Here is a 23696-nt window from a genome sequence, read left to right as displayed (position 1 = left end):
ATGACATACCGAAAGGAAAACATCATGACGATTTACCACTCCGTCACCGAACTGATTGGCCGCACGCCGCTGATCCAGCTGCATAAGCTTGATACCGGTCCCTGCTCGCTGTTTCTGAAGCTGGAGAACCAGAACCCTGGCGGCTCGATTAAAGACCGCGTTGCGCTGTCGATGATTAACGAAGCGGAGCGCACCGGCCAGCTGCAGCCGGGCGGCACGATTATTGAGGCCACGGCGGGCAATACCGGCCTCGGCCTGGCGCTGATCGCCGCCCAGAAAGGCTACTCGCTGATCCTCGTAGTGCCCGACAAAATGAGCCGCGAAAAGATTTTCCACCTGCGCGCGCTGGGTGCTCAGGTGGTGCTGACCCGCTCGGACGTGAATAAGGGCCACCCCGCCTATTACCAGGATTACGCCCGGCGTCTGGCTAACGAGCTGCCCGGCGCGTTTTACATCGACCAGTTTAATAACGTGGCCAACCCGCTGGCGCACCGCACCACCACGGCACCGGAGCTGTACGAGCAGCTTGACGGCAGAATTGACGCCATCGTGGTCGGCGTCGGCTCAGGTGGTACGCTCGGTGGCCTGCAGGCGTGGTTCGCCGAGCACTCTCCGCACACGGAGTTTGTCCTGGCTGACCCCGCCGGGTCGGTGCTGGCCGACCAGGTGGAAACCGGACGCTACCACGACGCGGGCTCCTGGCTGGTAGAGGGCATTGGCGAAGACTTTATTCCCCCGCTGGCTCACATCGAAGGGGTGAATCGTGCCTGGCGCATCTCCGACCGCGAAGCCTTCGCCACCGCGCGCGAGCTGCTGAAGACGGAAGGCATTCTGGCTGGCTCCTCCAGCGGCACGCTGTTGGCGGCGGCGCTGAAGTATTGCCAGGCGCAAACCACGCCGAAGCGCGTGGTGACCTTCGCCTGCGACAGTGGCAATAAGTATCTCTCGAAGATGTTTAACGACGACTGGATGCGCCAGCAGGGGCTTATCACGCGCCCTCAGGCGGGCGATCTCTCCGACTACATTGCCCTGCGCCATGATGAAGGCGCTACCGTCACCGCCGCGCCGGACGATACGCTTTCCACCGTGCTGGCACGCATGCGCCTGTATGACATCTCTCAGCTGCCGGTCCTGGAGAACGGCAAGGTGGTGGGCATTATCGACGAGTGGGATCTGCTGCGGCATATCGGCGGCGACGGCGACCGCTTTGCCCTGCCGGTCACGGCGGCCATGACCCGTCAGGTGGAATTTCTCGATAAACGTGCCCCGGAGAGCGCCCTGCACGCCATCTTCGACCGCGGTCTGGTAGCCGTCATTAACGACAATGACCGTTTTCTCGGTCTGATTACGCGCAGCGACGTCCTGACCGCGTGGCGCAATCGTCTACAGCAATAAAGGATGAAACGATGAAAAACCTGGCAACCCTGAGCGTCCACAGCGGCGCATTCAACGACCCGCACGGCGCCGTCATGCCGCCGATTTACGCCACGTCGACGTTTGCGCAACCGTCACCCGGCGAGCATACCGGCTATGAGTATTCCCGCAGCGGCAACCCAACGCGCCATGCGCTGGAAACCGCCATCGCCGAACTGGAGGGCGGCACGCGCGGCTACGCCTTTGCTTCCGGTCTGGCGGCCATCTCCACGGTGCTCGAACTGCTGGATAAAGACAGCCATATCGTCGCCATTGATGACGTTTACGGCGGGACGTATCGCCTGATTGAAAACGTGCGCAAACGCAGTACGGGCCTGCAGGTCAGCTGGGTTAAGCCGGACGACTTAGCCGGGCTTGAGGCCGCCATTCGCCCGGAGACCCGCATGGTGTGGGTCGAAACGCCGACCAACCCGCTGCTGAAGCTGGCGGATCTGACGGCCATTGCGGCGATCGCCCGTCGTCATAACGTCATCAGCGTGGCGGATAACACGTTCGCATCGCCGGTGATCCACCGCCCGCTGGCGTCCGGTTTCGATATCGTGGTGCACTCCGCCACCAAATACCTTAACGGGCACTCTGACGTGGTGGCCGGGCTGGCAGTGGTGGGAGATAATCCGGCGCTGGCGGACCAGCTTGGCTATCTGCAAAATGCGGTCGGTGGCGTCCTGGATCCGTTTAGCAGCTTCCTGACCCTGCGCGGTATCCGCACGCTTGCGCTGAGGGTCGAAAAGCACAGCACCAACGCGCTGGAGATTGCGCAATGGCTGGCGCAGCATCCTCTTGTCGAAAAAGTGTTCTATCCCGGCCTGGAATCGCATCCGCAGTACCAGCTTGCCCGCACCCAGATGGCCCTGCCGGGCGGGATGATTTCCGTCGTGGTAAAAGGCGATGCGCAACGCGCCACCGAGGTGATTCGCAACCTGAAGCTGTTCACTCTTGCGGAAAGCCTGGGCGGGGTGGAGAGTCTCGTGAGTCAGCCTTACAGCATGACGCACGCCTCGATTCCGCTGGAGCAACGGCTGGCAAACGGCATTGTGCCGCAGCTGATCCGCCTCTCGGTAGGCATTGAAGATCCAAAAGACCTGATTGCCGACCTCAGCCAGGCGCTGCAAAAATAAGCAAACGGCGGCAGGTCGCTCACCTGCCGCCAAAAGTTGTCATCATGGCTTAACGCCTTGATAACAATATTATGTGAAACGGCATTGATTAATTCTGAAACACCGTTTCCATTTTCCTTTTATCTTAAAATTAGCGTATAATGCGCGCCAAATCCCTGGTGAATGGTTTCAGCGCTTGGAATACAAAAAACAACGTACAACTTCTCCTCTCCTTCGTTGGGCTGTCACTCAGGCACACTTTCTTCTGCACGCTCATTTGATGTCTCCTATCCTTAGTGCGTGTCATATACTCTTTTGCAACACAGGTTTGACTCCGCGGCGGTGCGCCCCCGGAGCGAGATTTCCATATCCTTCCCAACTTAAAGACTAAGACTGTCATGAAAAAGACGAAAATTGTTTGTACTATCGGCCCGAAAACCGAATCCGAAGAGATGCTGAGCAAAATGCTGGACGCCGGCATGAATGTGATGCGTCTGAACTTTTCCCACGGTGACTACGCAGAACACGGTCAGCGTATCCAGAACTTGCGCAACGTGATGAGCAAGACCGGTAAAAAAGCGGCGATCCTGCTCGACACCAAAGGTCCGGAAATCCGTACCATCAAACTGGAAGGCGGTAACGACGTCTCTCTGAAAGCGGGCCAGACCTTCACCTTCACTACCGACAAATCCGTTGTTGGTAACAGCGAAATCGTTGCGGTCACCTATGAAGGCTTCACCAGCGATCTGTCCGTGGGTAACACCGTGCTGGTCGACGATGGTCTGATCGGTATGGAAGTCACCGCTATCGAAGGCAACAAAGTTATCTGTAAAGTGCTGAACAACGGCGACCTGGGCGAAAACAAAGGCGTTAACCTGCCGGGCGTTTCTATCGCGCTGCCAGCACTGGCGGAGAAAGACAAACAGGACCTGATCTTCGGCTGCGAACAAGGCGTTGATTTCGTTGCGGCATCTTTCATCCGTAAGCGTTCCGACGTGGTTGAAATTCGTGAGCACCTGAAAGCCCACGGCGGCGAGAAGATCCAGATCATCTCCAAAATCGAAAACCAGGAAGGCCTGAACAACTTCGACGAAATCCTCGAAGCGTCTGACGGCATCATGGTTGCTCGTGGCGACCTGGGCGTTGAAATCCCGGTTGAAGAAGTGATCTTCGCGCAGAAGATGATGATCGAGAAATGTGTTCGCGCGCGTAAAGTGGTTATCACCGCCACGCAGATGCTGGATTCCATGATCAAAAACCCACGCCCTACCCGCGCTGAAGCAGGCGACGTGGCGAACGCCATCCTCGACGGTACCGATGCAGTCATGCTGTCCGGTGAATCCGCGAAAGGGAAATACCCTCTGGAAGCGGTTGGCATCATGGCGACCATCTGCGAACGTACTGACCGCGTGATGACCAGCCGTCTGGACTTCAACAACGACAGCCGTAAGCTGCGCATCACTGAAGCAGTGTGCCGCGGTGCGGTAGAAACCGCTGAGAAACTGGAAGCGCCACTGATTGTTGTTGCGACCCAGGGCGGTAAATCTGCGCGCGCAGTGCGTAAATACTTCCCGGATGCCACCATCCTGGCCCTGACCACCAACGAAACCACCGCACGTCAGCTGGTGCTGAGCAAAGGCGTGGTTGCGCACCTGGTCAAAGAGATCGCCTCTACTGACGATTTCTACATTCAGGGTAAAGCAATGGCTCTGGAAAGCGGTCTGGCGCAGAAGGGCGACGTGGTTGTAATGGTTTCTGGTGCACTGGTACCAAGCGGAACAACCAATACTGCCTCCGTTCACGTGCTGTAATAATTCACGAACGAATTAAATTTGATAAAAAGCGCCCAATGGGCGCTTTTTTTATTCCCGGCATTAGCCAAATTCATTCAAAAAGCAAATCGGGTTTTTCTATTTAAATGCGATTTATCTAAGATGAATCCGATGAAAAATGCCTTTTTTTACATAGCTTTTTACTCAAAACGCACTGATTCGATGCTTCTTTGAGCGAACGATCAAAAATAGGCGTATTCCCATCAAAAAAATATTCTCAACCCAAAAAAGTTTGTGTAATACTTGTAACGCTACATGGAGATTAACTCAATCTAGAGGGTATTAATAATGAATCGTACTAAACTGGTACTGGGCGCGGTAATCCTGGGTTCTACTCTGCTGGCTGGTTGCTCCAGCAACGCTAAAATCGATCAGCTGTCTTCTGACGTTCAGACTCTGAACGCTAAAGTTGACCAGCTGAGCAACGACGTGAACGCAATGCGTTCCGACGTTCAGGCTGCTAAAGACGACGCAGCTCGCGCTAACCAGCGTCTGGACAACCAGGCTACTAAATACCGTAAGTAATAGTACCTGTTAATAAAATGGCGCACATTGTGCGCCATTTTTTTTGCCTGCGTCAAACTGCTACTGCGTTACCTTTTCCCCTTCCTCTTCTGCTACCGCAGCAGACACCCGGCTGTTCTGCACTGACAACACGCTATTGCTGGCCGACGGGCCGCTACCTGCGGATACGACAACCGGGATCCCGGCACGGCGGGCCAGGGCTTTATCAATTAACGCCTTATCGCTTCCGGCCTGAGAAACAAAGGTGGCAAAGTCTGCCGAGTGGGTAATGGGCGAAATCTGCGGGTTCTCGCCCTCCACCTGCGCCAGCGGACGGTGGACCTCAATATAGCGCTTACCGTCCGGCTCAACCGAGAATTTCACCGGCTCGTTGATGATCTGTACCCGCGTGCCGACCCGCACCTGTTCAAACAGGGCTTTAATATCCGGGGCGTTCATTCGCATGCAGCCGGAACTGACGCGCAGACCTACGCTGTCCGGCGCGCTGGTGCCGTGAATAAGATATTCCCCATTACCAATTCCCAGACGCAGCGCATAGCGCCCCAGCGGGTTATTTGGCCCCGCCGGGACAACGGGTGGCAATTTAATTCCCTGGGCCAGGGAACGCGCTCTGATGCCCGCCGTTGGCGTCCAGGTTGGATTAGGGATTTTTTGGCTGACGCGGGTGGTGCTCACCGGCGTTTCCAGCCCCAGCTGTCCGATGCCGAGCGGGAATACCTGGACAATATTTTCTCCCGGCGGGAAGTAGTAGAGCCGAAGCTCGGCCAGGTTAACCACAATGCCTTCGCGCGGGGTATCCGGCAGCAACATCTGCGACGGGATCGTGATAACGGTACCCGGCGCCGGGTTTACTGGCGCAATGGTATTGTTCGTTTCAAGGATCACCTGCGCCGCCGTATTAAACCGACGGGCGATAGTCTGAAGCTTATTATCCCCTTCCTGTATCGTGTAGGTTTGATTTTGCCCAATCAGACGGCTGCCTGCGGGCGGCAACGGATAGTCCATCGCGCGGGCCGAATTAAACGTACCGAGCGAACTGAGGAGTAATAGAGTTATTAGAGACGCGCGCTTCATGCTGAGATTCCTTATTCACTGGCAGGATGCCAGAAAGCTGAAAAACCAGCGAGGCGGGAACCACCTCGCGAAACAGAATGAATGCTGTTCTGTAAGTCTAGCTAAGGATTGCAGCTTTGGCGCGAATGGCGCGAATCATCGCTTCCAGCCCCTGGGAGCGGGACGGGGTGAGGTGTTGGGTCAGGGCCATTTTTTCAAACCACGGGCGGACATCGAACGCGACGATATCCTGCGCCGACATCCGGTGGTAAAGAATAAAGACGACCGCAATCAGCCCTTTTACAATGGCCGCATCGCTGTCGCCGTGCAGGGCGATAGTGCCGTCGTCAGACTGCTCCATCACAATCCACACCTGGCTCTGGCAGCCCTGAATAATGTTTTCCGGGTTATGCGCGTCTTCTCCGAGCGGCGGCAGACGCTGCCCCAGCTCGATGATATAAAGGTACTTCTCTTCCCAGTTAGCACAGCGTCCAAAGTTGCGCAGCAATTTGTCTCTGTCCGGCAGTTCTGCCATCTTTTGCCTCTTCTTAGCCCAGCAGCTGGTGAATGCGCTTAAGCCCCGCCACCAGCCTGTCGACCTCTTCCATTGTGTTATACATCACCAGCGATGCGCGGCACATTGCCGGCACCTGGTAAAAAGCCATCAGCGGCATGGCGCAGTGGTGGCCGGTACGGACGGCCACGCCGTAATTATCGAGGAAGCTGCCCACGTCATAGGCGTGGTGTTTCCCCAGGTTAAAGGCAATCACGCCCTGTCTGTCAGCCGGGCCATACAGGGTAAGGTCCGGCACGCTGGCAAGCTCCTGCAGCGCGTAGTGCATCAGCAGCTGCTCGTACTCCTGAATGGCGTCGAGGCCGATTGCGGAGACATAAGACACCGCTGCCCCCAGGCCGATAATCCCGCCAGTGTTGGGGGTGCCCGCCTCGAAACGCCAGGGCGCGCGGGCGTAGGTCGTCCCTTCCGTCAGGCTGACGGTGGCGATCATCGATCCGCCCCCTTCCCACGGCGGCATCGCCTGCAGGATGTCCTCTTTCACATACAGCACGCCAATCCCGGTCGGGCCATAGAGCTTATGCCCGGAGAATACGTAGAAATCGCAGTCCAGCGCCTGCACGTCCACCGCGTGGTGCATCACCGCCTGCGCGCCGTCAATCAGCACCTTCGCGCCGGCCTGATGGGCTTTTGCGATAATCTCTGTCACCGGATTTTCGGTGCCCAGCACGTTAGAGACCTGGGTGACCGCCACCAGCCGCGTTTTAGCGTCCAGCAGGGCGTCAAGCTGCTCCAGCTGCAGCGTGCCATCGTCGTTCAACGGAACGACCCGCAGCTGCGCGCCGACACGCTCGCAGAGCATCTGCCACGGCACAATATTGGCGTGGTGCTCCATCTGGGTGATGATGATGTTATCCCCCGCGCGCACCTGGGCGTTGCCCCAGCTGTTGGCGACAAGGTTAATCCCCTCGGTTGTGCCGCGCACAAATACCAGCTCTTCCGGCAGGCGTGCATTGAGGAAGGATGCAATTTGCGTGCGCACGTTTTCCATGCGCTGGGTCGCCTCGGCGCTCAGGGTATGAATACCGCGATGCACGGCGGCGTAGCCGTGGCGGTAGAACTCGGCTTCCGCATCCACCACCTGATTCGGCTTCTGCGCGCTGGCCGCGCTGTCGAGATAGGCCAGCGGCAGGCCGTTCACTTCACGGGTCAGAACCGGGAAATCGGCCCGCACTTTCTCTACGGGAAAACTCATGCTTCGCCTCCGGGCAGACGCTGACCAATGCGGGCCAGCACCTGCTGCTTCAATACGCCATCGTGCAGCGCTTCCGTAAGCTCCGCCGCAAAGGCGTAGATGATCATTTTCTGCGCCGCCTGCTGGTCGATGCCGCGCGAGCGCAGGTAGAACATCTGCTCGTCGTCGATCCGACCGACCGTCGCGCCGTGACTGCATTTTACGTCGTCGGCGTAGATCTCCAGCTGCGGCTTGGTGTCCACTTCCGCCAGGCGCCCCAGCAGCAGATTGTTGTTGGTCATCTGCCCGTCGGTTTTGATGGCGTGCTGGGCCACGTTAATCAGGCCGTTAAACACCGCCCGCCCTTTATCGCTGACGATGGTTTTGTGCAGCTGGCGGCTGTTGCAGTAGCCTTTGTTATGCTCAAGCCAGGTACGCGTGTCGCACACTTCTGCCTTCACCGGCATCGCCAGGCTATTGATGCGCAGCGTAGTGTTTTCACCGTTAAGCTGCGTGCTGGTGTTGTGGCGCAGCACCGCGCCGCCGAGCAGGAAGCTGTGGCTGTACGCCGCGGCATCCTGGCCCAGCAGGAGATCGTTATGGGCAAAATGGTGGCTCTGCGGATTCTCAAACGCCAGCTTAATATGGTGAAGCTGCGCATTGGCGGCAACGTTCATCGTCAGCCGCGACCCGGTAAAATGGCGGGTCTCGTTGAGGCTGACGTAATGTTCGATTACCGTGGCCTCCGCCCCCTCCGCCAGCTCAAGGTGATGGCGATAGTGCGCGGTGTTGATCTCATCGCCCTCTACGCCCTGTGTGATGTGCATCAGCAGCAGCGGTTTTGCCGGACGCTGGTTACGCTTGACCTGAATATGCGTCACGCTGCGGGCCAGGCTCTCGGTCAGGTGGAGGAAGACTTCCGGCTGAACCGGGGCGCTCAGGCTCTGGCGGTCGTCGTTAATGACGATATCGAACCCGCTATCCCGGGCGTCATCACTCAGTTCTGGACGCCAGACGCCGTCGACAAAGACCAGACGCACCGCATCCACCGTCAGCGCCAGAGCGTCGCGCCGGGCCGGGTCAATCTCCGCCAGACGCGTCACAAACTCGCCGTTCAGCAGGCCGTCGAGTGGGGTGTATTTCCAGTTCTCATGCTTACGCGTCGGCAGGCCGAGGCGCAGCATCTGCTGCAGGTGCTGCTGCGCCTGCTCGGAGCGCGTATTACCCTGCTCCTCAAACAGCCGGTGCCACTGCTGGAGCGCATTACTGCTGTTCGGTAAGCCAGCCATAACCCTGCTCCTCCAGTTGTTTAACCAGCGTAAAATCACCGGATTTCACAATACGTCCCTGGTAAAGCACGTGGACGTAGTCCGGCTTGATGTAGTCCAGAATGCGCTGGTAGTGGGTGACAATAATGAACGAGCGCTTGCCGTCGCGCAGGGAATTCACCCCGTCGGCGACAATCTTCAGGGCGTCGATATCCAGACCGGAGTCGGTCTCATCCAGAATGCACAGCTCGGGCTCCAGCACCGCCATCTGCAGGATATCGTTACGCTTTTTCTCGCCGCCGGAAAAGCCGACGTTGACCGAGCGGGTCAGCAGGTCTTCTGGCATTTTCAGCAGTTTGATCTTCTCTTCCATTAGATCCTGGAAGTCGAAGCGATCCAGCGCCTCCTGGCCGCGATACTTGCGCACCGCATTCAGCGCCGTCTGGAGGAAAAACTGGTTGCTGACGCCCGGAATTTCCACCGGGTACTGGAAGGCCATAAAGATGCCCTCACCCGCACGGTCTTCCGGCGACATCTCCAGCAGATCTTTGCCGTTAAATTCGACCGAGCCGCCTGTTACTTCGTAATCTTCACGTCCCGCCAGCGTCGCTGAAAGCGTACTTTTTCCGGAGCCGTTCGGCCCCATGATGGCGTGAACTTCACCCGGCTTGACGTCAAAATTGAGACCGCGCAGGATCGCTTTCTCTTCCACGCTAACCTGTAAATCTTTAATGCTTAACATGTGCTTTCCTTAACCGACGCTGTGTTCAAGACTAATGGCGAGGAGTTTTTGTGCTTCAACGGCGAATTCCAGCGGCAGTTCAGAGAACACGTCCTTACAGAAGCCGTTCACAATCATCGAAATGGCATCTTCTTCGCTGATGCCGCGTTGCAGGCAGTAGAAGAGCTGATCTTCCCCAATGCGCGACGTGGTCGCCTCGTGCTCTAGCTGAGCCGTGTTGTTGCGACACTCGACGTACGGGAAGGTATGCGCCCCGCAGTCGGCACCGATCAGCATTGAATCACACTGGGTGAAGTTACGCGCGTTGGTGGCCGTCGGCATGATTTTCACCAGCCCGCGATAGCTGTTCTGGCTATGCCCGGCGGAGATCCCCTTCGAGATAATCGTCGATTTGGTGTTTTTCCCAATGTGGATCATCTTGGTGCCGGTATCGGCCTGCTGATGCCCGCTGGTCAGCGCCACCGAGTAAAACTCACCGATGGAGTTATCCCCGCGCAGAATACAGCTCGGGTATTTCCAGGTAATAGCGGAGCCGGTTTCCGACTGCGTCCAGGACATTTTGCTGTTTTCGCCTTCGCACAGCGCACGCTTGGTGACGAAGTTCAGGATACCGCCGGTATTGCCGTCGCCGGGGAACCAGTTCTGCACCGTGGAGTACTTCACCTCGGCGTCTTTGTGAATGATGACCTCTACCACCGCCGCGTGCAGCTGGTAGCTGTCGCGCACCGGGGCGGAGCACCCTTCGATATAGCTGACGTAGCTGCCTTCGTCCGCTACCAGAATGGTGCGTTCAAACTGTCCGGTTTTTTCGGCGTTGATGCGGAAATAGGTGGAGAGCTCCATCGGGCAGCGCACGCCTTTCGGCACGTAGATAAAGGTGCCGTCAGAGGCTACCGCGGCATTCAGCGCGGCGAAGAAGTTATCGTTGCTCGGTACCACGGTGCCGATGTACTTTTTCACCAGATCGGGATGGTCATGAATGGCTTCGCCAAAGGAGCAGAAAATGATCCCCTGCTCGGCCAGCTTTTCACGGTAGGTGGTCGCCACCGAGACGGAGTCGAAAATGGCGTCTACCGCCACCTCTCTCCCCTCGCGCACGGGCACGCCCAGCTGATTAAACGCCTCTTCAACCTCTTTGCTCAGGAAGCTGTTCTCGGCACCGGTTTGCTGGACCGCGCCGGGCTGCGAGGCGCAGGTATCGTCACAGCTGCCGCAGGAGGGGGCGGAGTAGTAGCTGTAATCCTGGTAGTTCAGCTTGTCGTAGTGGGCTTTCAGCCAGTGCGGCTCTTCCATCTCCAGCCAGGCGCGGAATGCGCTCAGGCGAAATTCGAGCATCCACTCGGGCTCGTTACGTTTGGCCGAAATGGCGCGCACCACATCTTCATTAATGCCTTTCGCCAGCTCGTCGGTCTGCAGTTGCGTGAAAAAACCCTCTTTATAGTTGAGGTGTCCGCCGCTCCAGGTGTTTACATCACTCGTTGCTTCAGTATTACGAGACATAGTACCGCCTATACCCCAAAGCTTTCGCCGCAGCCGCATTCGTTCTGGGCTTTCGGGTTATGAAATTTGAATAACTGGTTTAAACCTTCCCGCACGTAATCCACTTCGGTTCCATCGATAAACGGCATAGCCTGCAGCGCGACGTACAGCTTTGCGCCATCGGTTTCAAACACCAGGTCATCCTTTTCCGGTGCGGTGACGGTATCCAGCACGTAGCCAAAGCCCGCGCAGCCGGTCTGCTTAACGCCTAAGCGCACGCCGAGAATGTCGGGATTTTTTGCCACCAGCTCGTGGATATGCGCCGCCGCCGCAGGCGTGAGCGTTAATCCTCGCCAGGCGAAATCGGCAGGATTGAAGGTTTCTGAATGCAGTTCCATAGGTCCACCTCATCTGATTAGCCATCAGGGCATAACACCATGTTAGTGATAACGATTATCACTTCAACCCTCTGTCAGCAGGGGCATTCGGCTAAACCGCCCTTTTTGTCTACTTTTATTAAGCATAGACCCTGTCAGAAGATGCGGGCGGGATGGATTTAATTGTTCAGTACTTTGAAAATTAATGGATTATCTGTTGGAGAAAACAGTGAAGAGAGGAAAAGTAAAATATGTATCGGAAATGCCTATTTTTGAGATAGCTTTTGTTCTGGAAGTGTCTAAAACAATAAAAGGCCCTCAAGGCCTCTGATTATTATTGGTGAAATGAAACGCTAAAACCCTGCTCACGCCAGTGATCCAGCTGTTCCTGCTGACGCGGTGTTGGCGTTTTTCCCGTCCAGACGAAGATTTTTTGCCCCGGGAAAAGTTCAGGACGCGGAGAATCAATCGGGTCCGCCAGCACGTCAATGTGCCAGCCTTGCTGCGCCAGCCGCGCGGCTTCAAGCCAAAGATGGGTGCGGTCATCGCATTCCCAGCCGATAAGCAACGCATCTTTACCCGCTTTCTTGCGCGACTCCGCCAGGCTTAGAACCGCGAATTCAATCAGGACGCCGTCAAGCATGCTCGCCATGTGGCGTACAGTATTTTGATCCTGATTCATTCGCTGGCGGACGGGGGAAATGATGTTATCAATCATCGCATCCATGGCGTGATTGCGGCGGAATTCGCCGATTTTGGCACGCAGCTTTGCCGGGCTGGCATAACGCAAAACGGTCATCATCTCTTCCTGGAACGAGACCCAATTACCCTGAGTCAGGACTTCTTTATTTTCCAGCAAGGCTTTTACTTTTCCGACCGAAACGCCGCTTTTCATCAGGCGTTTGATCTCTTCAATACGCAGGATATCTTCATCGTCAAACTGACGATGACCCCCTTCGCTGCGCTGCGGCTTCAACAATCCATAACGTCGCTGCCAGGCACGCAGCGTAACGGGGTTGATACCGCATCGTTCGGCCACTTCGCCGATACTGTAATAGGCCATTAACTCCCTCACGCTCAGAACTTCCATACCTAACTACACCAACCTTATCAGATTGTACAAACCATTTGTATAACTAAGACCGCATTTTGCACAGGTGAAAGGGGTCGTTCTCCCTTCACCTGTTAATACATTGTTGTCTAAAATTTGCTTCTCGTACAGCTAAGTCTGCCGAATTTTGTACAGCTTTATCAAAAATCGAATTTCTTCTCCGGCCATGCAATCGCCGGAATTCCGCCATGCCGGGGGCTGGCAAAAAGATGCCCCTGGAACTGGGAAATCCCCGCAGATTCCAGCCACATCCACTCTTCTGCCTTCTCCACGCCGACCGCGCAGAACTGAATTTCAAGCGAGGAACAGCATTTGATAATCGCCTGAATGATGGCCTGTCGAGGGCCACTTTTATGCACGTTCGCGACGAGATCGCGATTAATCTTAATTCTGTCGGGCTGGAATTGGGCCAGTAGCTGTAGTCCCGCAAAGCCGGCACCAAAGTGATCGATCGTCACGCTGATGCCTGCACTTTTTAGCTGTCTGACTGAATCCGTGAACTCGTCAAAACGGGAAATGGCTTCACTTTCGGTAAACTCCACCACAATTTGCTCAGGAACAAAACCGTTTGCTCCAATCGCGGTGAGCAGGAAATCAACGGCGTTAGGAATGTTAACCAGCGTCATAGGCAGCAGGTTGAGGGATAACGTCTGGTTCTGCAACCCGAGTGCGCTGGCCATTGAGAGGGCCACCTGCTTGCTGTGCAAATCAGAGGTATACACGTCGTCACGCGGCAGATTGGCAAAGTAGATCCCCGGTGCGCCGCCGTCAGGCGTGCGGAGAAGTGCCTCCCAGGAGACGACCTGCTGCATAAACGGATCGACTATCGGCTGGAAAGCAAAGCTGCAATCCGCTCCTTTCGCGACCACCTCGGGTTGCGCTGACAAGCGTGTTTCTTCGCGAACGAACTCCCAGGAATCCGCAGGCGGCAGTTCAAAATAGTTAGCTTTTTCCGTGGCCTCGACAAAGGTACGGAAAAACTGCAGCGGACGGTCATTGTAAGTCAGCTGATAGCGTGTTGTTCCCTTGTTCAGCACCTGTTGCAGCACCTCGTTCCTGTCGAACTGGCGCAAATCAAAAAGCTCCATCCCCACATTGCCAAAACGCCGGACGGGGCCGTGATCGCGCATCAGCTCGACTACGTTATGGTGTCGCGGGTCGTTGCAGATCTCCTCATAAATAGCAGAAACATGCTCCACTGGCCCCTCAAGCAACTGAAAAAAATGTGTGCCGTTAAACAGCAATATCCCCGTGACGTTGGCTTGCCGGTTTTTATTATTTGCAGCAGCGACCATAGCTTCCAGTGCTTTCACTGGAACGTCCTCGCAGATATGACTGCGGTAAATGATGGTTGTAAGCATGCGATTCCTGGGGGTTAAGGGTTTTGACCACAAAAACATGTGGAGAGACTTCTCTTATAGCACATTAATTGCCTCACAAATAATTTACATCTCAATCATTTACGCCCGTTAATGGCACTCTCACAAGTGTTGTACAACTTAACAGCGGCCGTGCGATTTGTACAATATATTCTGTAGCATTACCGTTTCATGATAAACAAGCAAGCGATTGAGAAATATAGCATTTATTAAATATATCCTGATTTTATTAAAAATCTGTACATTTTTAATGTACAGATTTAGAAAAAGTGTATACCTTAAATGTAACGTTACTGATTACAAAATTTTACAGGAGCGAAACATGCAGCAGAAAGGTTACGTCGCAGATTCCGCAGCAGCGATCGCACAGTACTTCGAAAAAGCCACACTTCCAACCCAACAGGAAACGCTGGGTCAGGTCGTTGTTGAGATCCTTAGCGACGGGCGAAATCTCAATCGCAAATCGCTCTGTACCAAACTGTTAAGTCGCCTTGAAAGGGCCGAGGGCCCCGAAGAGGAACAGCATTACCATATGCTGCTTGGCTTGCTCTTCGAACGATAACGTGATGAACCGCAGTGACGCAGACAAACTGACCGATCAGCTGATTGGCGAAGCCGTTCTTTCTCTTTTGAGAGAGCGTGGCCCCGTTACAACTGAAGCTCTGGTTCAGCGTCTGCGGCAGATGAAAACACATGAAAAGAATCCCCGGCGGCGGGAGACACTGGCGAAGGCGATTGCCGATATCGGATCAAAAAGCCTCGGATTAAAACGTCGCAGAACCGCGCAAGGACGAATGAGCAGAGAGGGACCTCTCAATGATAACAGAGGCAATGTAGTGTCGTTGTTTGGAAAGGGAAAGCCGTCCGATCCCAAAAAAATACATTGACTGCATTTTAACAGCTACGGTGAGAACAAATGAGACAAAATATTCAGCTTCAACCCGAATACCACTCTGCTTTTTTAGACAGTGCGCTGGCGGAATATTTCCGTCACGCAGGCGATCGTTTTGCTGAAGAGTCCGCTATTTTTTCTACTGCAGTACGCTGTGTTCTGGCCTCTGAAGGTCATATTTCCAATAAAGCGATCATCCTGTGGCTCATTCAGACGCTGGAAGCCACTCACGACGTGGTTCAGGCGGATGTGATTCGCAAGACGCTTGAGATCGTTGTGGGCTACACCATGGATGACGTTTAAACGCCCTGCATTCAGCGATCGTGTCATCGTCAGAATTGTCGAACAGGCTGACGATGACACCTCCCTCTCTTCATAACCCCCTGTAAAGAAGCGTTATAAAGATGGCATGGTTTCTGCTTACTCCCTGTTACGGGACTGGGCTTACCAGTCATTTCGCTTCATTTCTTAACAGGTCTGTTATTGATGAAAAAGATCGCCAGCGTCTGCCCTTACTGCGGTGCAGGCTGTAAATTGAACCTTGTCGTTGAAAATAACCGTATCATCCGTGCCGAAGCGGCAGAGGGAGTCACAAACCAGGGCACCTTATGTCTGAAAGGATTTTACGGTTGGGACTTCCTCAATGATACCCGCCTCCTCACTCCCCGCCTCACCCAGCCGATGATCCGCTACCGCAAAGGCGAAGCATTCACCCCCGTGACCTGGGAAGAGGCGATCCGCTACACCGCCCACAGGCTCAGCAGCATTAAACAGCAGTTCGGCCCGCGGGCGATCATGACCACCGGTTCATCGCGCGGAACCGGCAATGAAACCAATTACGTGATGCAAAAATTTGCCCGCGCGGTGCTGCACACCAATAACGTCGACTGCTGCGCGCGCGTTTGTCACGGTCCTTCCGTCGCCGGACTTCAGGAGACCCTCGGCAACGGTGCAATGAGCAACTCTATCAACGATATTGAACACTCCAAATGCCTGCTGGTATTTGGCTATAACTGCGCAGACTCCCACCCTATCGTCGCCCGGCGCGTGCTGAAGGCCCGTGAAAACGGCGCGAAAATCATCGTCTGCGACCCGCGCCGCATCGAAACGGCGCGCATTGCCGATCAGCATCTGCAATTGAAGAACGGTAGCAACATGGCGCTGGTAAACGCCTTTGGCTATGTACTTCTGGAAGAGGAGCTGTACGACAAGAACTACGTCGCGCGGTTTACCGAAGGACTTGAGGCCTATCGGCAGACGGTGAAAGAGTATGCCCCTGAGCGCGTAGAATACCTCACCGGCATCCCCGCCCGCGATGTTCGTCAGGCAATGCGCACCTTCGCGGCGGCCCCTTCCGCCACCGTAATGTGGGGAATGGGCGTGACCCAGTTTGGCCAGGCCGTCGATGTTGTCAAAGGACTTTCCAGCCTGGCACTGCTGACCGGCAACCTCGGCCGCCCTGCCGTCGGTGTCGGTCCCGTGCGCGGACAAAACAATGTTCAGGGCGCCTGCGATATGGGCGTTCTGCCGAATATGTTCCCCGGCTATCAGGATGTGACCGATCCGGCTGTCCGGCAGAAGTTCGCCGATGCCTGGGGGATCGACGTGAATAACATGGACGATCGCGTCGGGACGCGCATTACCGAGGTGCCTCACCTTGCGCTGGAAGGCAAGGTCAAAGCCTATTACATCATGGGGGAAGATCCGCTGCAGACGGAAGCCGATCTCGGCCTGGTCCGCAGCGGTTTCGAGGCGCTTGACTTCGTGGTGGTTCAGGACATCTTTATGACCAAAACGGCGGAAGTGGCGGACGTTCTGCTCCCTGCCACCTCATGGGGCGAACACGGCGGCGTCTTTACCTGCGCAGACCGGGGTTTCCAGCGTTTTGGCCAGGCTGTTGAGGCCAAAGGCAACGTGAAGCGCGACTGGGAGATCGTCAGCCTGCTCGCCACCGAGATGGGCTATCCGATGCATTACGACGATAATCAGCAGATCTGGGATGAAATGCGCGAGCTGTGCCCGCTCTTCTACGGCGTGACGTATGAAAAAATGGGCGAGATGGGCCACGTGCAGTGGCCGTGCCCGACGCTGGATCATCCGGGAACGCCATACCTGTACAAAGACAATCAGTTCGACACCCCAACCGGCAAGGGGCAGCTCTTTGCTGCACCGTGGCGCGCACCGGCAGAAACCCCTGATGATGACTACCCTCTTGTGCTCTGCACGGTGCGTGAAGTGGGACATTATTCGTGCCGATCAATGACCGGGAACTGCGCCGCGCTGCAAAGCCTGGCCGATGAGCCGGGACGGGTGCAGATGAATCCTGCCGATGCGGATAAGTTGGGAATCAGTGACGGCCAGCTGGTGTGGGTTCGTTCACGCAGGGGCAAGGTCATCACCCGCGCCAGCATCAGTGAGCGTATCAACGCCGGTGCGGTCTATATGACCTACCAGTGGTGGATTGGCGCCTGCAACGAGTTAACGCAGGATAACCTTGACCCTGTCTCCAAAACGCCGGAAACCAAGTACTGCGCGGTAAAGCTGGAAGCCATTGAGGACCAGCGCTGGGCGGAGGATTTTGCGGCGTCGTCTTACCAGACGATGAAAACGCGGTTGATCAATGCCGTGAACGTATAACGTATAACGTATAAGGAGAGGAGGCTCACCGCGTGAGCCTCTGAGTCTGCGCGTTTATCCAATCAACAGCAGGCAGGATAAATCATCCCCACCGTTGATTTTATCAATAGCAAAGTCCATGCGCGCATCTATGGTCTGATTGTGCATGGTCTTTTCAGAGAGGCTGGCGATGGTTTTCATCACGACCTGCTGGTCAATGTCTTCCTGCATCGACCGCACGCTGAGAATGAATTTGATATAGAAAAAATCCAGTACAATACGGTAAAACTGGCGCATGATGTTTGCCGTATTTTTACCAGGGAAATAGCTGCTATAGAGTTTATACAGCAGGTAATTGCGTAACACGTAGGGTTCTGACAAGCAGGATGACTCGCACAGCTTGTGCCACTGCTGATTAATCCCGTCGAATTTAGCTTCCAGTTCAGAAGCGTCGTTCAGGCCGGCCATGTCCAGATACGAGGCAATTTGCTGGTGCCCCTGAAGAATAAAACCGTCCCGCACCGAATCTTTCGCCACGTTCGTTCCCATCACGGACAGTGCCAGATATTTCATCGCATTTGAATGCGTGAGGTGACAGGCATCGATCAGCGATTTCCCGTTTTGCAGGTCATTGCGTAACGCATCGTAAAATTGTTCTACTTCGGCAAATTTATTATGTAAATCAAAATTAACGTGCTGAAGACAGAGAATAAACTGCGCCAGCGCCATCAAATTTTCTTCAACATTGCGGGAAGGCGACTGAATAAGGTTCCAGGCAAAAAGATGGATCACCTGCTGCGTCTGTGAGGCGGATTGACGTTGCCCAATCAGGTTAGTTTTGTAGGTTGCCACTAACTCATCCTGCTCCTGAAACAGCATGGCCTCCGGGTCAAACAGGACGCGTCTGACCACTTCAGGGCAGGAGAGCGTCATCGTATGCCGTGTTTCATCCTGATAACGGCTTGCGCTTCTGGGATACGTACTGCAAGTATGTGAGAGCGCCTCTTCCCCTAAATCACGGTGCACCATGCAGAGTTTGTTTTCATCGATAAAAGGACACTCCCCTTTTTCGTTTAGCTTCACTCTGGAGTAGTTGTTCTTGCCCTTGCGCTGAAGGATCAGATTCTCTTTTGCAATGGCGGCAATTTCTGCGTGCGTGGACTGGACGTACTTTTGGTGGGTTTTCTTATCAATAGCGATCGTCCAGCCACGACAACATGAGATTAAACATGCTGACCCCACGCACTGAAACTTACTGACGAAAATCGGTTTGATGGTTTTATGAATTTGCATAGCTAAGGCGTCATTTTATAAAGCATAAAAAATACCATGCCGCACACGCTATTCTATAGAGGCATAACCGCACACTATGTTTTGTAATTCACAGAATCAGGGGCGCGATAACGAATGAGAATATTGCGCCCCTGTTAGGTTATTGGCTAATACTTGTTAACCATGATGATGAGTCAGATAGTCTCGCAAGCGGTTTGCAGGGGTATTCTTCTCCACCATCCTGTGAATCAAGGCCACCAGCTCAAAATCACTGCGCAGGTTGAATTTTTGCATCAGCAAATATTTATGGGTAAAAATAGTTTTATCACTTGTTTTAAGCTCATTCGCGATCTGCCCTACCGATAATCCTTTGTAAAAACTCACCATAACGCGAATTTGCTGTGGCGATAATATTTTATGCTGGCATTCGCTGCAGGTTCTCTTCCTCCAGTGAAAGCTTGAGAGCTGTGTGCGGTACCATGCGATAAACAGCGCCTCGGTGATCCTGTCCAGCGAAGCGCGGCGGGAGATAAAAATCATATCCTGAAAACAGGACGGATATGTCGAGAAACGGTGTTCATCATCCACCAGCCCAACCACAATTCCTTTTTTCCGCGCCTGTAATTCGGGATAACAGGTCAGGGTTTCCCCCTGACATAAAGAGAGAAAAATAATATCAGCGGCACTGACATTTTCATGAGAAAGTTCGCAGTCAAAGTGAAGCAGATGTTTGAAATTATGAAAGAAGAAATCCTCAAGAAAACACTGCAATCCCGCTCTGAAAAATGCGTCGGTCTCTTTAATCACAATATTCAGCATATCAGTTGTACTGCATCGTCATGACCACGACGGCACTAATGCTCCCCGGCGTTGCGCCGCCCGTGGAAGACCTGACCGATGCCAGCATGGCCATCGTTGCGGTTCTGTCTGCTGCAATAGTTTGTGTAATACTTGTTCCGGTTCCCTTCATTGCACCCGTTGCGGCCTCACTCATCGCAATCGCGACGTTCGTGGCCGAACCGCTGTTCATGTAGTAATCCGCCCCGGCGACCGGATCGGGGTTTCCGGTAAAGGAGACCGTCACGCTGCGCGTCCCTGTCGGACACTGGGTAAACAGCAGGTTAAACGGCACAGGATCGGACGATGACCCCGGCGTAGCCATATTGGATGCCTGAATATTGCCAAGGTTGATATCCAGACTGTTATTTCCCCCATTAAAGATACAGGGAGAGGCCACAATATTTCCGGTAACGCTGACGCTAACGCTGTCCGTCGCAAAGGTATTGCAGCTTACTAATATGGCGGCAAGCGCTGCCGTGCGCAGAATATTCATCATTTATCCTTTACTGATACGTCAAATTTAAGGTTGCAGACGCATTGGCAGTACCGGGTTCAACCGTCGTTTGGGTCTGGTAATAACGCGCTGTTAATGGAAATGCCTGCTGCCCACCCGCGGCGGCATTTAACGGCAAACGGGTATTTAACGAGAGAGGCGTACCGTTATAGAGGAGCTGAACGCCAACCCCTTTCGCCGTGCCGGTATTACCCTGCCCCGTCAGCGCGAGCACGCTCGTTGTTGCTACGTCCGGGTTCTGAATGCCGCTGAGCGAAACGTTGACGTTTGCCCCCGGGTCGCAGTTCAGACCCAGGTTTTGCGTATTCTGAGCGCCCGTCGGTGTGGTGCCGACCGTTGAGCCAAACGTCGCGGCAGAAATATCGCCGATGGGAAACGTCAGCTGCGGCGTCGTTATGCTGCAGGCCAGCACGTTGATGGTCCCGTCCAGAAGCGTCGTCGTAAGGCCATCGCGATACACACCATCGCTCCCCTGCAGCATAACGACACCCAGTACGCCGGGCGTCAGCGAGCCAGAGGCAACGGGTCCGGTAACGACAAGTTCTATTTTACCGCCCCACCATTCGACATAACTTGTCTGCGCGTTATAAGAAAAGGTATAGGTCGGGTTTTCAAAATAATTACCTGATGAAAAGCGCACGCCAATACCGCTTACATTGGTGTTATAAACGTGATTACCGTAACTACTCGGCGTTGCATTAAGGTACCGCATGCTAAACCCGAGCATTAACGGATTGGTACAGCCGCTTAAATAGGACCCGGTGACCGACGCATTTTTTGAAAATAATACCGTGCCAACCGCGACATCACGCTGCACCGTAATTGTGCCGATGGACAAAGTGGATTCCTGTGGCGTAATCGTTGTGCAGGTTCCTGCATGAGCACTATTCCAGGCTGCGGTGATACACAGCAGGAACAGGATGTTAAGTATGCGCATTTTAAAAACCCTAAATACAAGTGACGTTAATTTCAGTAATTCCGCCTGCCGAAGATTGCGGCGAAAGCCGGAACGGCGCGCGGCACTGCCGATCGCTTTCCACTCCCCACGTAACGAATACTGTCCCCTGCGAATCCAGGCCAGTGAGATAGACTTGCCCTTTGTCGCCAACAATAAAGCTGCTGTTGTCGCTGCCTTTCAGGCTCACGATTGCACCAAAAGGAACAAAATGGCCGTTATGCATTAACGTGAATAATGCCCGCCTTCCCACTTTCGCCTTATAGTCGGCCAGGACGATCGCACCGCGCGTCGGCGTTACCGTGCGGGTATTAATATCCAGCTCAACGTCATCCGGCATACTTTCCGGGGCAAGCGTGATGTCATTTTTACGGTACGCGGAAAGGTTACTGACCACCGTATATCCCCGGAAATCTGTTTTTGCCCCCGGCTGATTACGGATATCTACGTCATGCGCGCCCGGTGCGCTAATCAGAACATTGGTCTCCCCCAGAGGCTGAGAAAGCGTAATCCCTTCTCTGTGAGCAAGAATGCCCCCCTGCAAACCATAGTTAAGACGCTCGCTGTTTTTGTCGTAGCTATAGCCCGCCGTCACTTCGCCGTACGTGCCCCTGTAATCCCCGTTCATGTTGCCCGTATAGCCAACGCCGTCCGACCCATACCCTTGCTGCACGTTCCAGTTCAGCCCATGGTTTTCCAGCGCCACGCCGTTCAGACCAATGTTCTGCGTGGTGCCGTTATTCTTGCTGGCGCTCACGCTATAGTTAGCCCAGGTCTGCGGCAGGAATTTTTCAAGCGGAATGCTGACGTTAAAGGCCAGCAGCTGATCGTTGTCGTCGCGTTTATTGCCGTCATATGTACCCGCGCTGCCGTTTTTACTGTAAGTCCAGGTGAGTCCGTAGCTAATGTTGTGCCAGTAGTTGTTGTAACCCAGGCTGTAAGACGCCATCCTTTTGCCCGAATTCCAGTAATCTTCACGGACCGCGCTCAGCGTCAGCGAGCCAAGATTGCTGCCCAACGTCTGGCTCATCGTGAGCTCGGCACGGTTACGACGACGGTCCTGGAGCGCAGAGCTGTCGCCCCAGGAATCAAGGATCTCCTGCATGCCGTAGTAACCGCTGGTCGAATAGCGGTAGCCCGCAATCGAAAATTGGGTACCTGTCCCGACAAAGTTCTTGCTGTAACGCGCACGCCAGGACTGCCCGTTGGATTTTTCGTCCCCCTGCGGGGTTGACCAGGCCTGGGTCATGTCCGCCGATATCGCGCCGAAATCCCCCATGTTTTTCCCGATCCCGGTGGCTATCGACTGATATTTGCTCGACTCCTGCAGCCCGCCATAGAGCGTGAGGCCATATGGCAGACCATAAATCCCCGTGATTTGGCCAAACGGGGTCTTATCCACGCTGCTGCTGTAAGAACGATACTGCCCTCCGGTCACCGCATACTTCAGGCGCCCTTCGCGCTGCAAAACCGGTAATGAGGCATAAGGCTGGGTGAAATGCTGCTCGCTGCCGTCAGCTTCCTTAATGGTGACGTCCAGATCGCCTGCCCCGCCGGTGGGATACATATCGGTAATTTCAAAGGCGCCGGGCGCGACATAGGTCTGGTAAATCTGATAGCCATTCTGGCGAACAATGACCTGAGCATTCGTACGCGCAATCCCACGCACGACGGGTGCGTAACCTTTGAGCGAATCCGGGAGCATGTCGTCATCGGAAGCCAGCTGTCCGCCGCGAAACGGCATACTGTCGAACACGTCGGCGGGCGCGGAGCTATCGCCCAGCGTGAGCTCCGCCTTAAGCGGAATAATGGCCCGCTGTGCATAGGTGTAGACGGTATCCCATTTGTCCTGACCGTTCTCATCACGCGACCAGGTGGTGTAGTTGCGCAGTCGCCATGGCCCAACGTTGAGGCCTGGACGTAAGTTGGCATACTGACTGCTGCTGTTTTTACTCTCGCTCTGTTTCGCCCAGCTGTTGGCTCCGCTCAGGCTGTAGTTGAGCATCGCAGCGGCGATCCCCTCGTCCCACTGTTCTGGCGGGACATACCCTCTCGCAGGCAGGTCGATCGCGGCCTGGGGAATGCTGATAACAAGCCGCTGTGCGCCAAACTGAAAATCCGCAGTGGCTTGAGGAATTGCCTGGAGGTTGACGCAGGAGGTGCTTTCAACCACCAGGTTGGGGAACAGCGCCGTTTTAACGCCCCATTTTTTTAGCTGATCCATGCTCAGGCAGGGCTGCAGGCTATCGTTTTCCTGCCAATCTTTCCCGGCAACAAAATCAATATCGCTGGTCTCAATAAGCTGGTCGTCGAGGATGATGTCAACATGATATTTCCCAGGTGCCTGCGAACCTGATTCAAATGCAGATAAATCGGCTTTAGCCATTCCTGGATTATCCAGCTCCACCAGTTCGGCGTTAAAGGAATCACGGGCATTAACCACGGGGACTGCATTCGCCAGCGCAAAGGCAATACACATTGCCAGACGCGCGGGCTGCATTTTTATATTGCTTGTTGCCATCATCATAAATCTGACTCGATATTGCGGATGCCACTTTTCTC

22 protein-coding genes are annotated in these 23696 nt (G+C 54.6%); 8 read left to right on the top strand and 14 right to left on the bottom strand.

What is annotated here, in order from left to right:
• The first annotated feature begins 24 nt into the window (after positions 1-24).
• The 4 genes from IB212_RS09625 (at position 25) to lpp (ending at position 4888) form a co-directional block, all read left to right on the top strand.
• Positions 25-1395 carry a cystathionine beta-synthase gene (locus tag IB212_RS09625; RefSeq protein ID WP_041910373.1) on the top strand — a complete coding sequence of 457 codons (1371 nt, stop codon included), beginning with the start codon at positions 25-27 and terminating at the stop codon, positions 1393-1395.
• Positions 1396-1406: 11 nt separating this feature from the next.
• Positions 1407-2552 carry a PLP-dependent aspartate aminotransferase family protein gene (locus tag IB212_RS09620; protein ID WP_041910375.1) on the top strand — a complete coding sequence of 382 codons (1146 nt, stop codon included), beginning with the start codon at positions 1407-1409 and terminating at the stop codon, positions 2550-2552.
• A gap of 377 nt (positions 2553-2929) precedes the next feature.
• Complete coding sequence (gene pykF / locus IB212_RS09615; RefSeq protein WP_014883536.1) at positions 2930-4342, top strand: pyruvate kinase PykF; 1413 nt, start codon at positions 2930-2932, stop codon at positions 4340-4342.
• 309 nt (positions 4343-4651) lie between these two features.
• Positions 4652-4888 (top strand): murein lipoprotein Lpp, encoded by a 237-nt coding sequence (gene lpp, locus IB212_RS09610; protein WP_001082307.1) that lies wholly within the window; start codon positions 4652-4654, stop codon positions 4886-4888.
• A 60-nt stretch (positions 4889-4948) separates the two neighbouring features.
• On the opposite strand, the gene IB212_RS09605 is transcribed toward lpp, so the two are convergent.
• The 9 genes from IB212_RS09605 to IB212_RS09565 all read right to left on the bottom strand — a co-directional run bounded on the left by IB212_RS09605 (position 4949) and on the right by IB212_RS09565 (position 14027).
• Positions 4949-5962 (bottom strand): L,D-transpeptidase family protein, encoded by a 1014-nt coding sequence (locus IB212_RS09605; RefSeq protein ID WP_028012870.1) that lies wholly within the window; start codon positions 5960-5962, stop codon positions 4949-4951.
• A gap of 97 nt (positions 5963-6059) precedes the next feature.
• Positions 6060-6476, bottom strand: coding sequence for a cysteine desulfuration protein SufE (sufE, locus tag IB212_RS09600; RefSeq protein ID WP_041910378.1), 417 nt, complete (start codon positions 6474-6476; stop codon positions 6060-6062).
• A gap of 13 nt (positions 6477-6489) precedes the next feature.
• The gene (gene sufS, locus IB212_RS09595; protein WP_045630164.1) at positions 6490-7710 is read right to left on the bottom strand and encodes a cysteine desulfurase SufS; all 1221 of its coding nucleotides are present in this window, start codon (positions 7708-7710) and stop codon (positions 6490-6492) included.
• Entirely contained in the window at positions 7707-8978 is a 1272-nt protein-coding gene (gene sufD / locus IB212_RS09590; protein WP_041910382.1) for a Fe-S cluster assembly protein SufD, read from the bottom strand. The genes sufS and sufD overlap by 4 nt, the downstream gene beginning before the upstream one ends.
• Positions 8953-9699 carry a Fe-S cluster assembly ATPase SufC gene (gene sufC, locus IB212_RS09585; RefSeq protein ID WP_041910384.1) on the bottom strand — a complete coding sequence of 249 codons (747 nt, stop codon included), beginning with the start codon at positions 9697-9699 and terminating at the stop codon, positions 8953-8955. Before sufC ends, sufD begins: the two co-directional genes overlap by 26 nt.
• Positions 9700-9708: 9 nt before the next feature.
• Positions 9709-11199, bottom strand: coding sequence for a Fe-S cluster assembly protein SufB (sufB, locus tag IB212_RS09580; protein WP_028012865.1), 1491 nt, complete (start codon positions 11197-11199; stop codon positions 9709-9711).
• 8 nt (positions 11200-11207) lie between these two features.
• Positions 11208-11576, bottom strand: coding sequence for a Fe-S cluster assembly scaffold SufA (gene sufA / locus IB212_RS09575; RefSeq protein WP_041910386.1), 369 nt, complete (start codon positions 11574-11576; stop codon positions 11208-11210).
• A gap of 313 nt (positions 11577-11889) precedes the next feature.
• Entirely contained in the window at positions 11890-12618 is a 729-nt protein-coding gene (locus IB212_RS09570) for a MerR family transcriptional regulator (protein WP_041910388.1), read from the bottom strand.
• Positions 12619-12806: 188 nt separating this feature from the next.
• Entirely contained in the window at positions 12807-14027 is a 1221-nt protein-coding gene (locus IB212_RS09565; protein ID WP_041910390.1) for a diguanylate phosphodiesterase, read from the bottom strand.
• A gap of 340 nt (positions 14028-14367) precedes the next feature.
• Here IB212_RS09565 and ycgZ point away from each other — a divergent pair, with 340 nt between their 5' ends.
• The 4 genes from ycgZ to fdhF all read left to right on the top strand — a co-directional run bounded on the left by ycgZ (position 14368) and on the right by fdhF (position 17574).
• The gene (gene ycgZ / locus IB212_RS09560; protein WP_028012861.1) at positions 14368-14607 is read left to right on the top strand and encodes a regulatory protein YcgZ; all 240 of its coding nucleotides are present in this window, start codon (positions 14368-14370) and stop codon (positions 14605-14607) included.
• Between the two features lie 4 nt (positions 14608-14611).
• On the top strand, positions 14612-14932 hold the full coding sequence (locus IB212_RS09555; protein WP_047365422.1) for a hypothetical protein: 321 nt from the start codon (positions 14612-14614) through the stop codon (positions 14930-14932).
• A gap of 29 nt (positions 14933-14961) precedes the next feature.
• Positions 14962-15240 carry a biofilm/acid-resistance regulator YmgB/AriR gene (locus IB212_RS09550; RefSeq protein ID WP_028012859.1) on the top strand — a complete coding sequence of 93 codons (279 nt, stop codon included), beginning with the start codon at positions 14962-14964 and terminating at the stop codon, positions 15238-15240.
• Between the two features lie 183 nt (positions 15241-15423).
• Positions 15424-17574 (top strand): formate dehydrogenase subunit alpha, encoded by a 2151-nt coding sequence (gene fdhF / locus IB212_RS09545; protein ID WP_188245660.1) that lies wholly within the window; start codon positions 15424-15426, stop codon positions 17572-17574.
• Between the two features lie 54 nt (positions 17575-17628).
• Here the strand turns inward: fdhF and fliB are convergent, their stop codons facing one another.
• The 5 genes from fliB to IB212_RS09520 all read right to left on the bottom strand — a co-directional run bounded on the left by fliB (position 17629) and on the right by IB212_RS09520 (position 23655).
• A complete protein-coding gene (gene fliB / locus IB212_RS09540; RefSeq protein WP_041910394.1) occupies positions 17629-18846 on the bottom strand; it encodes a flagellin lysine-N-methylase in 1218 nt (405 codons plus the stop codon).
• 156 nt (positions 18847-19002) lie between these two features.
• Positions 19003-19644 (bottom strand): LuxR C-terminal-related transcriptional regulator, encoded by a 642-nt coding sequence (locus IB212_RS09535; protein WP_041910396.1) that lies wholly within the window; start codon positions 19642-19644, stop codon positions 19003-19005.
• A 1-nt stretch (position 19645) separates the two neighbouring features.
• Entirely contained in the window at positions 19646-20158 is a 513-nt protein-coding gene (locus tag IB212_RS09530; protein WP_075202918.1) for a fimbrial protein, read from the bottom strand.
• 10 nt (positions 20159-20168) lie between these two features.
• Positions 20169-21116 (bottom strand): fimbrial protein, encoded by a 948-nt coding sequence (locus tag IB212_RS09525; RefSeq protein ID WP_041910398.1) that lies wholly within the window; start codon positions 21114-21116, stop codon positions 20169-20171.
• Positions 21117-21126: 10 nt separating this feature from the next.
• A complete protein-coding gene (locus tag IB212_RS09520; RefSeq protein ID WP_188245668.1) occupies positions 21127-23655 on the bottom strand; it encodes a fimbria/pilus outer membrane usher protein in 2529 nt (842 codons plus the stop codon).
• Positions 23656-23696 lie beyond the last annotated feature (41 nt).

Origin of the sequence: Enterobacter sp. E12, from assembly GCF_014596715.2 — a bacterium.
In the GTDB taxonomy this organism is placed as follows: Bacteria; Pseudomonadota; Gammaproteobacteria; order Enterobacterales; family Enterobacteriaceae; genus Enterobacter; species Enterobacter bugandensis.
The sequence above is the reverse complement of the archived record's forward strand: the minus strand, read 5'-3'. Positions and strand labels throughout refer to the sequence as shown.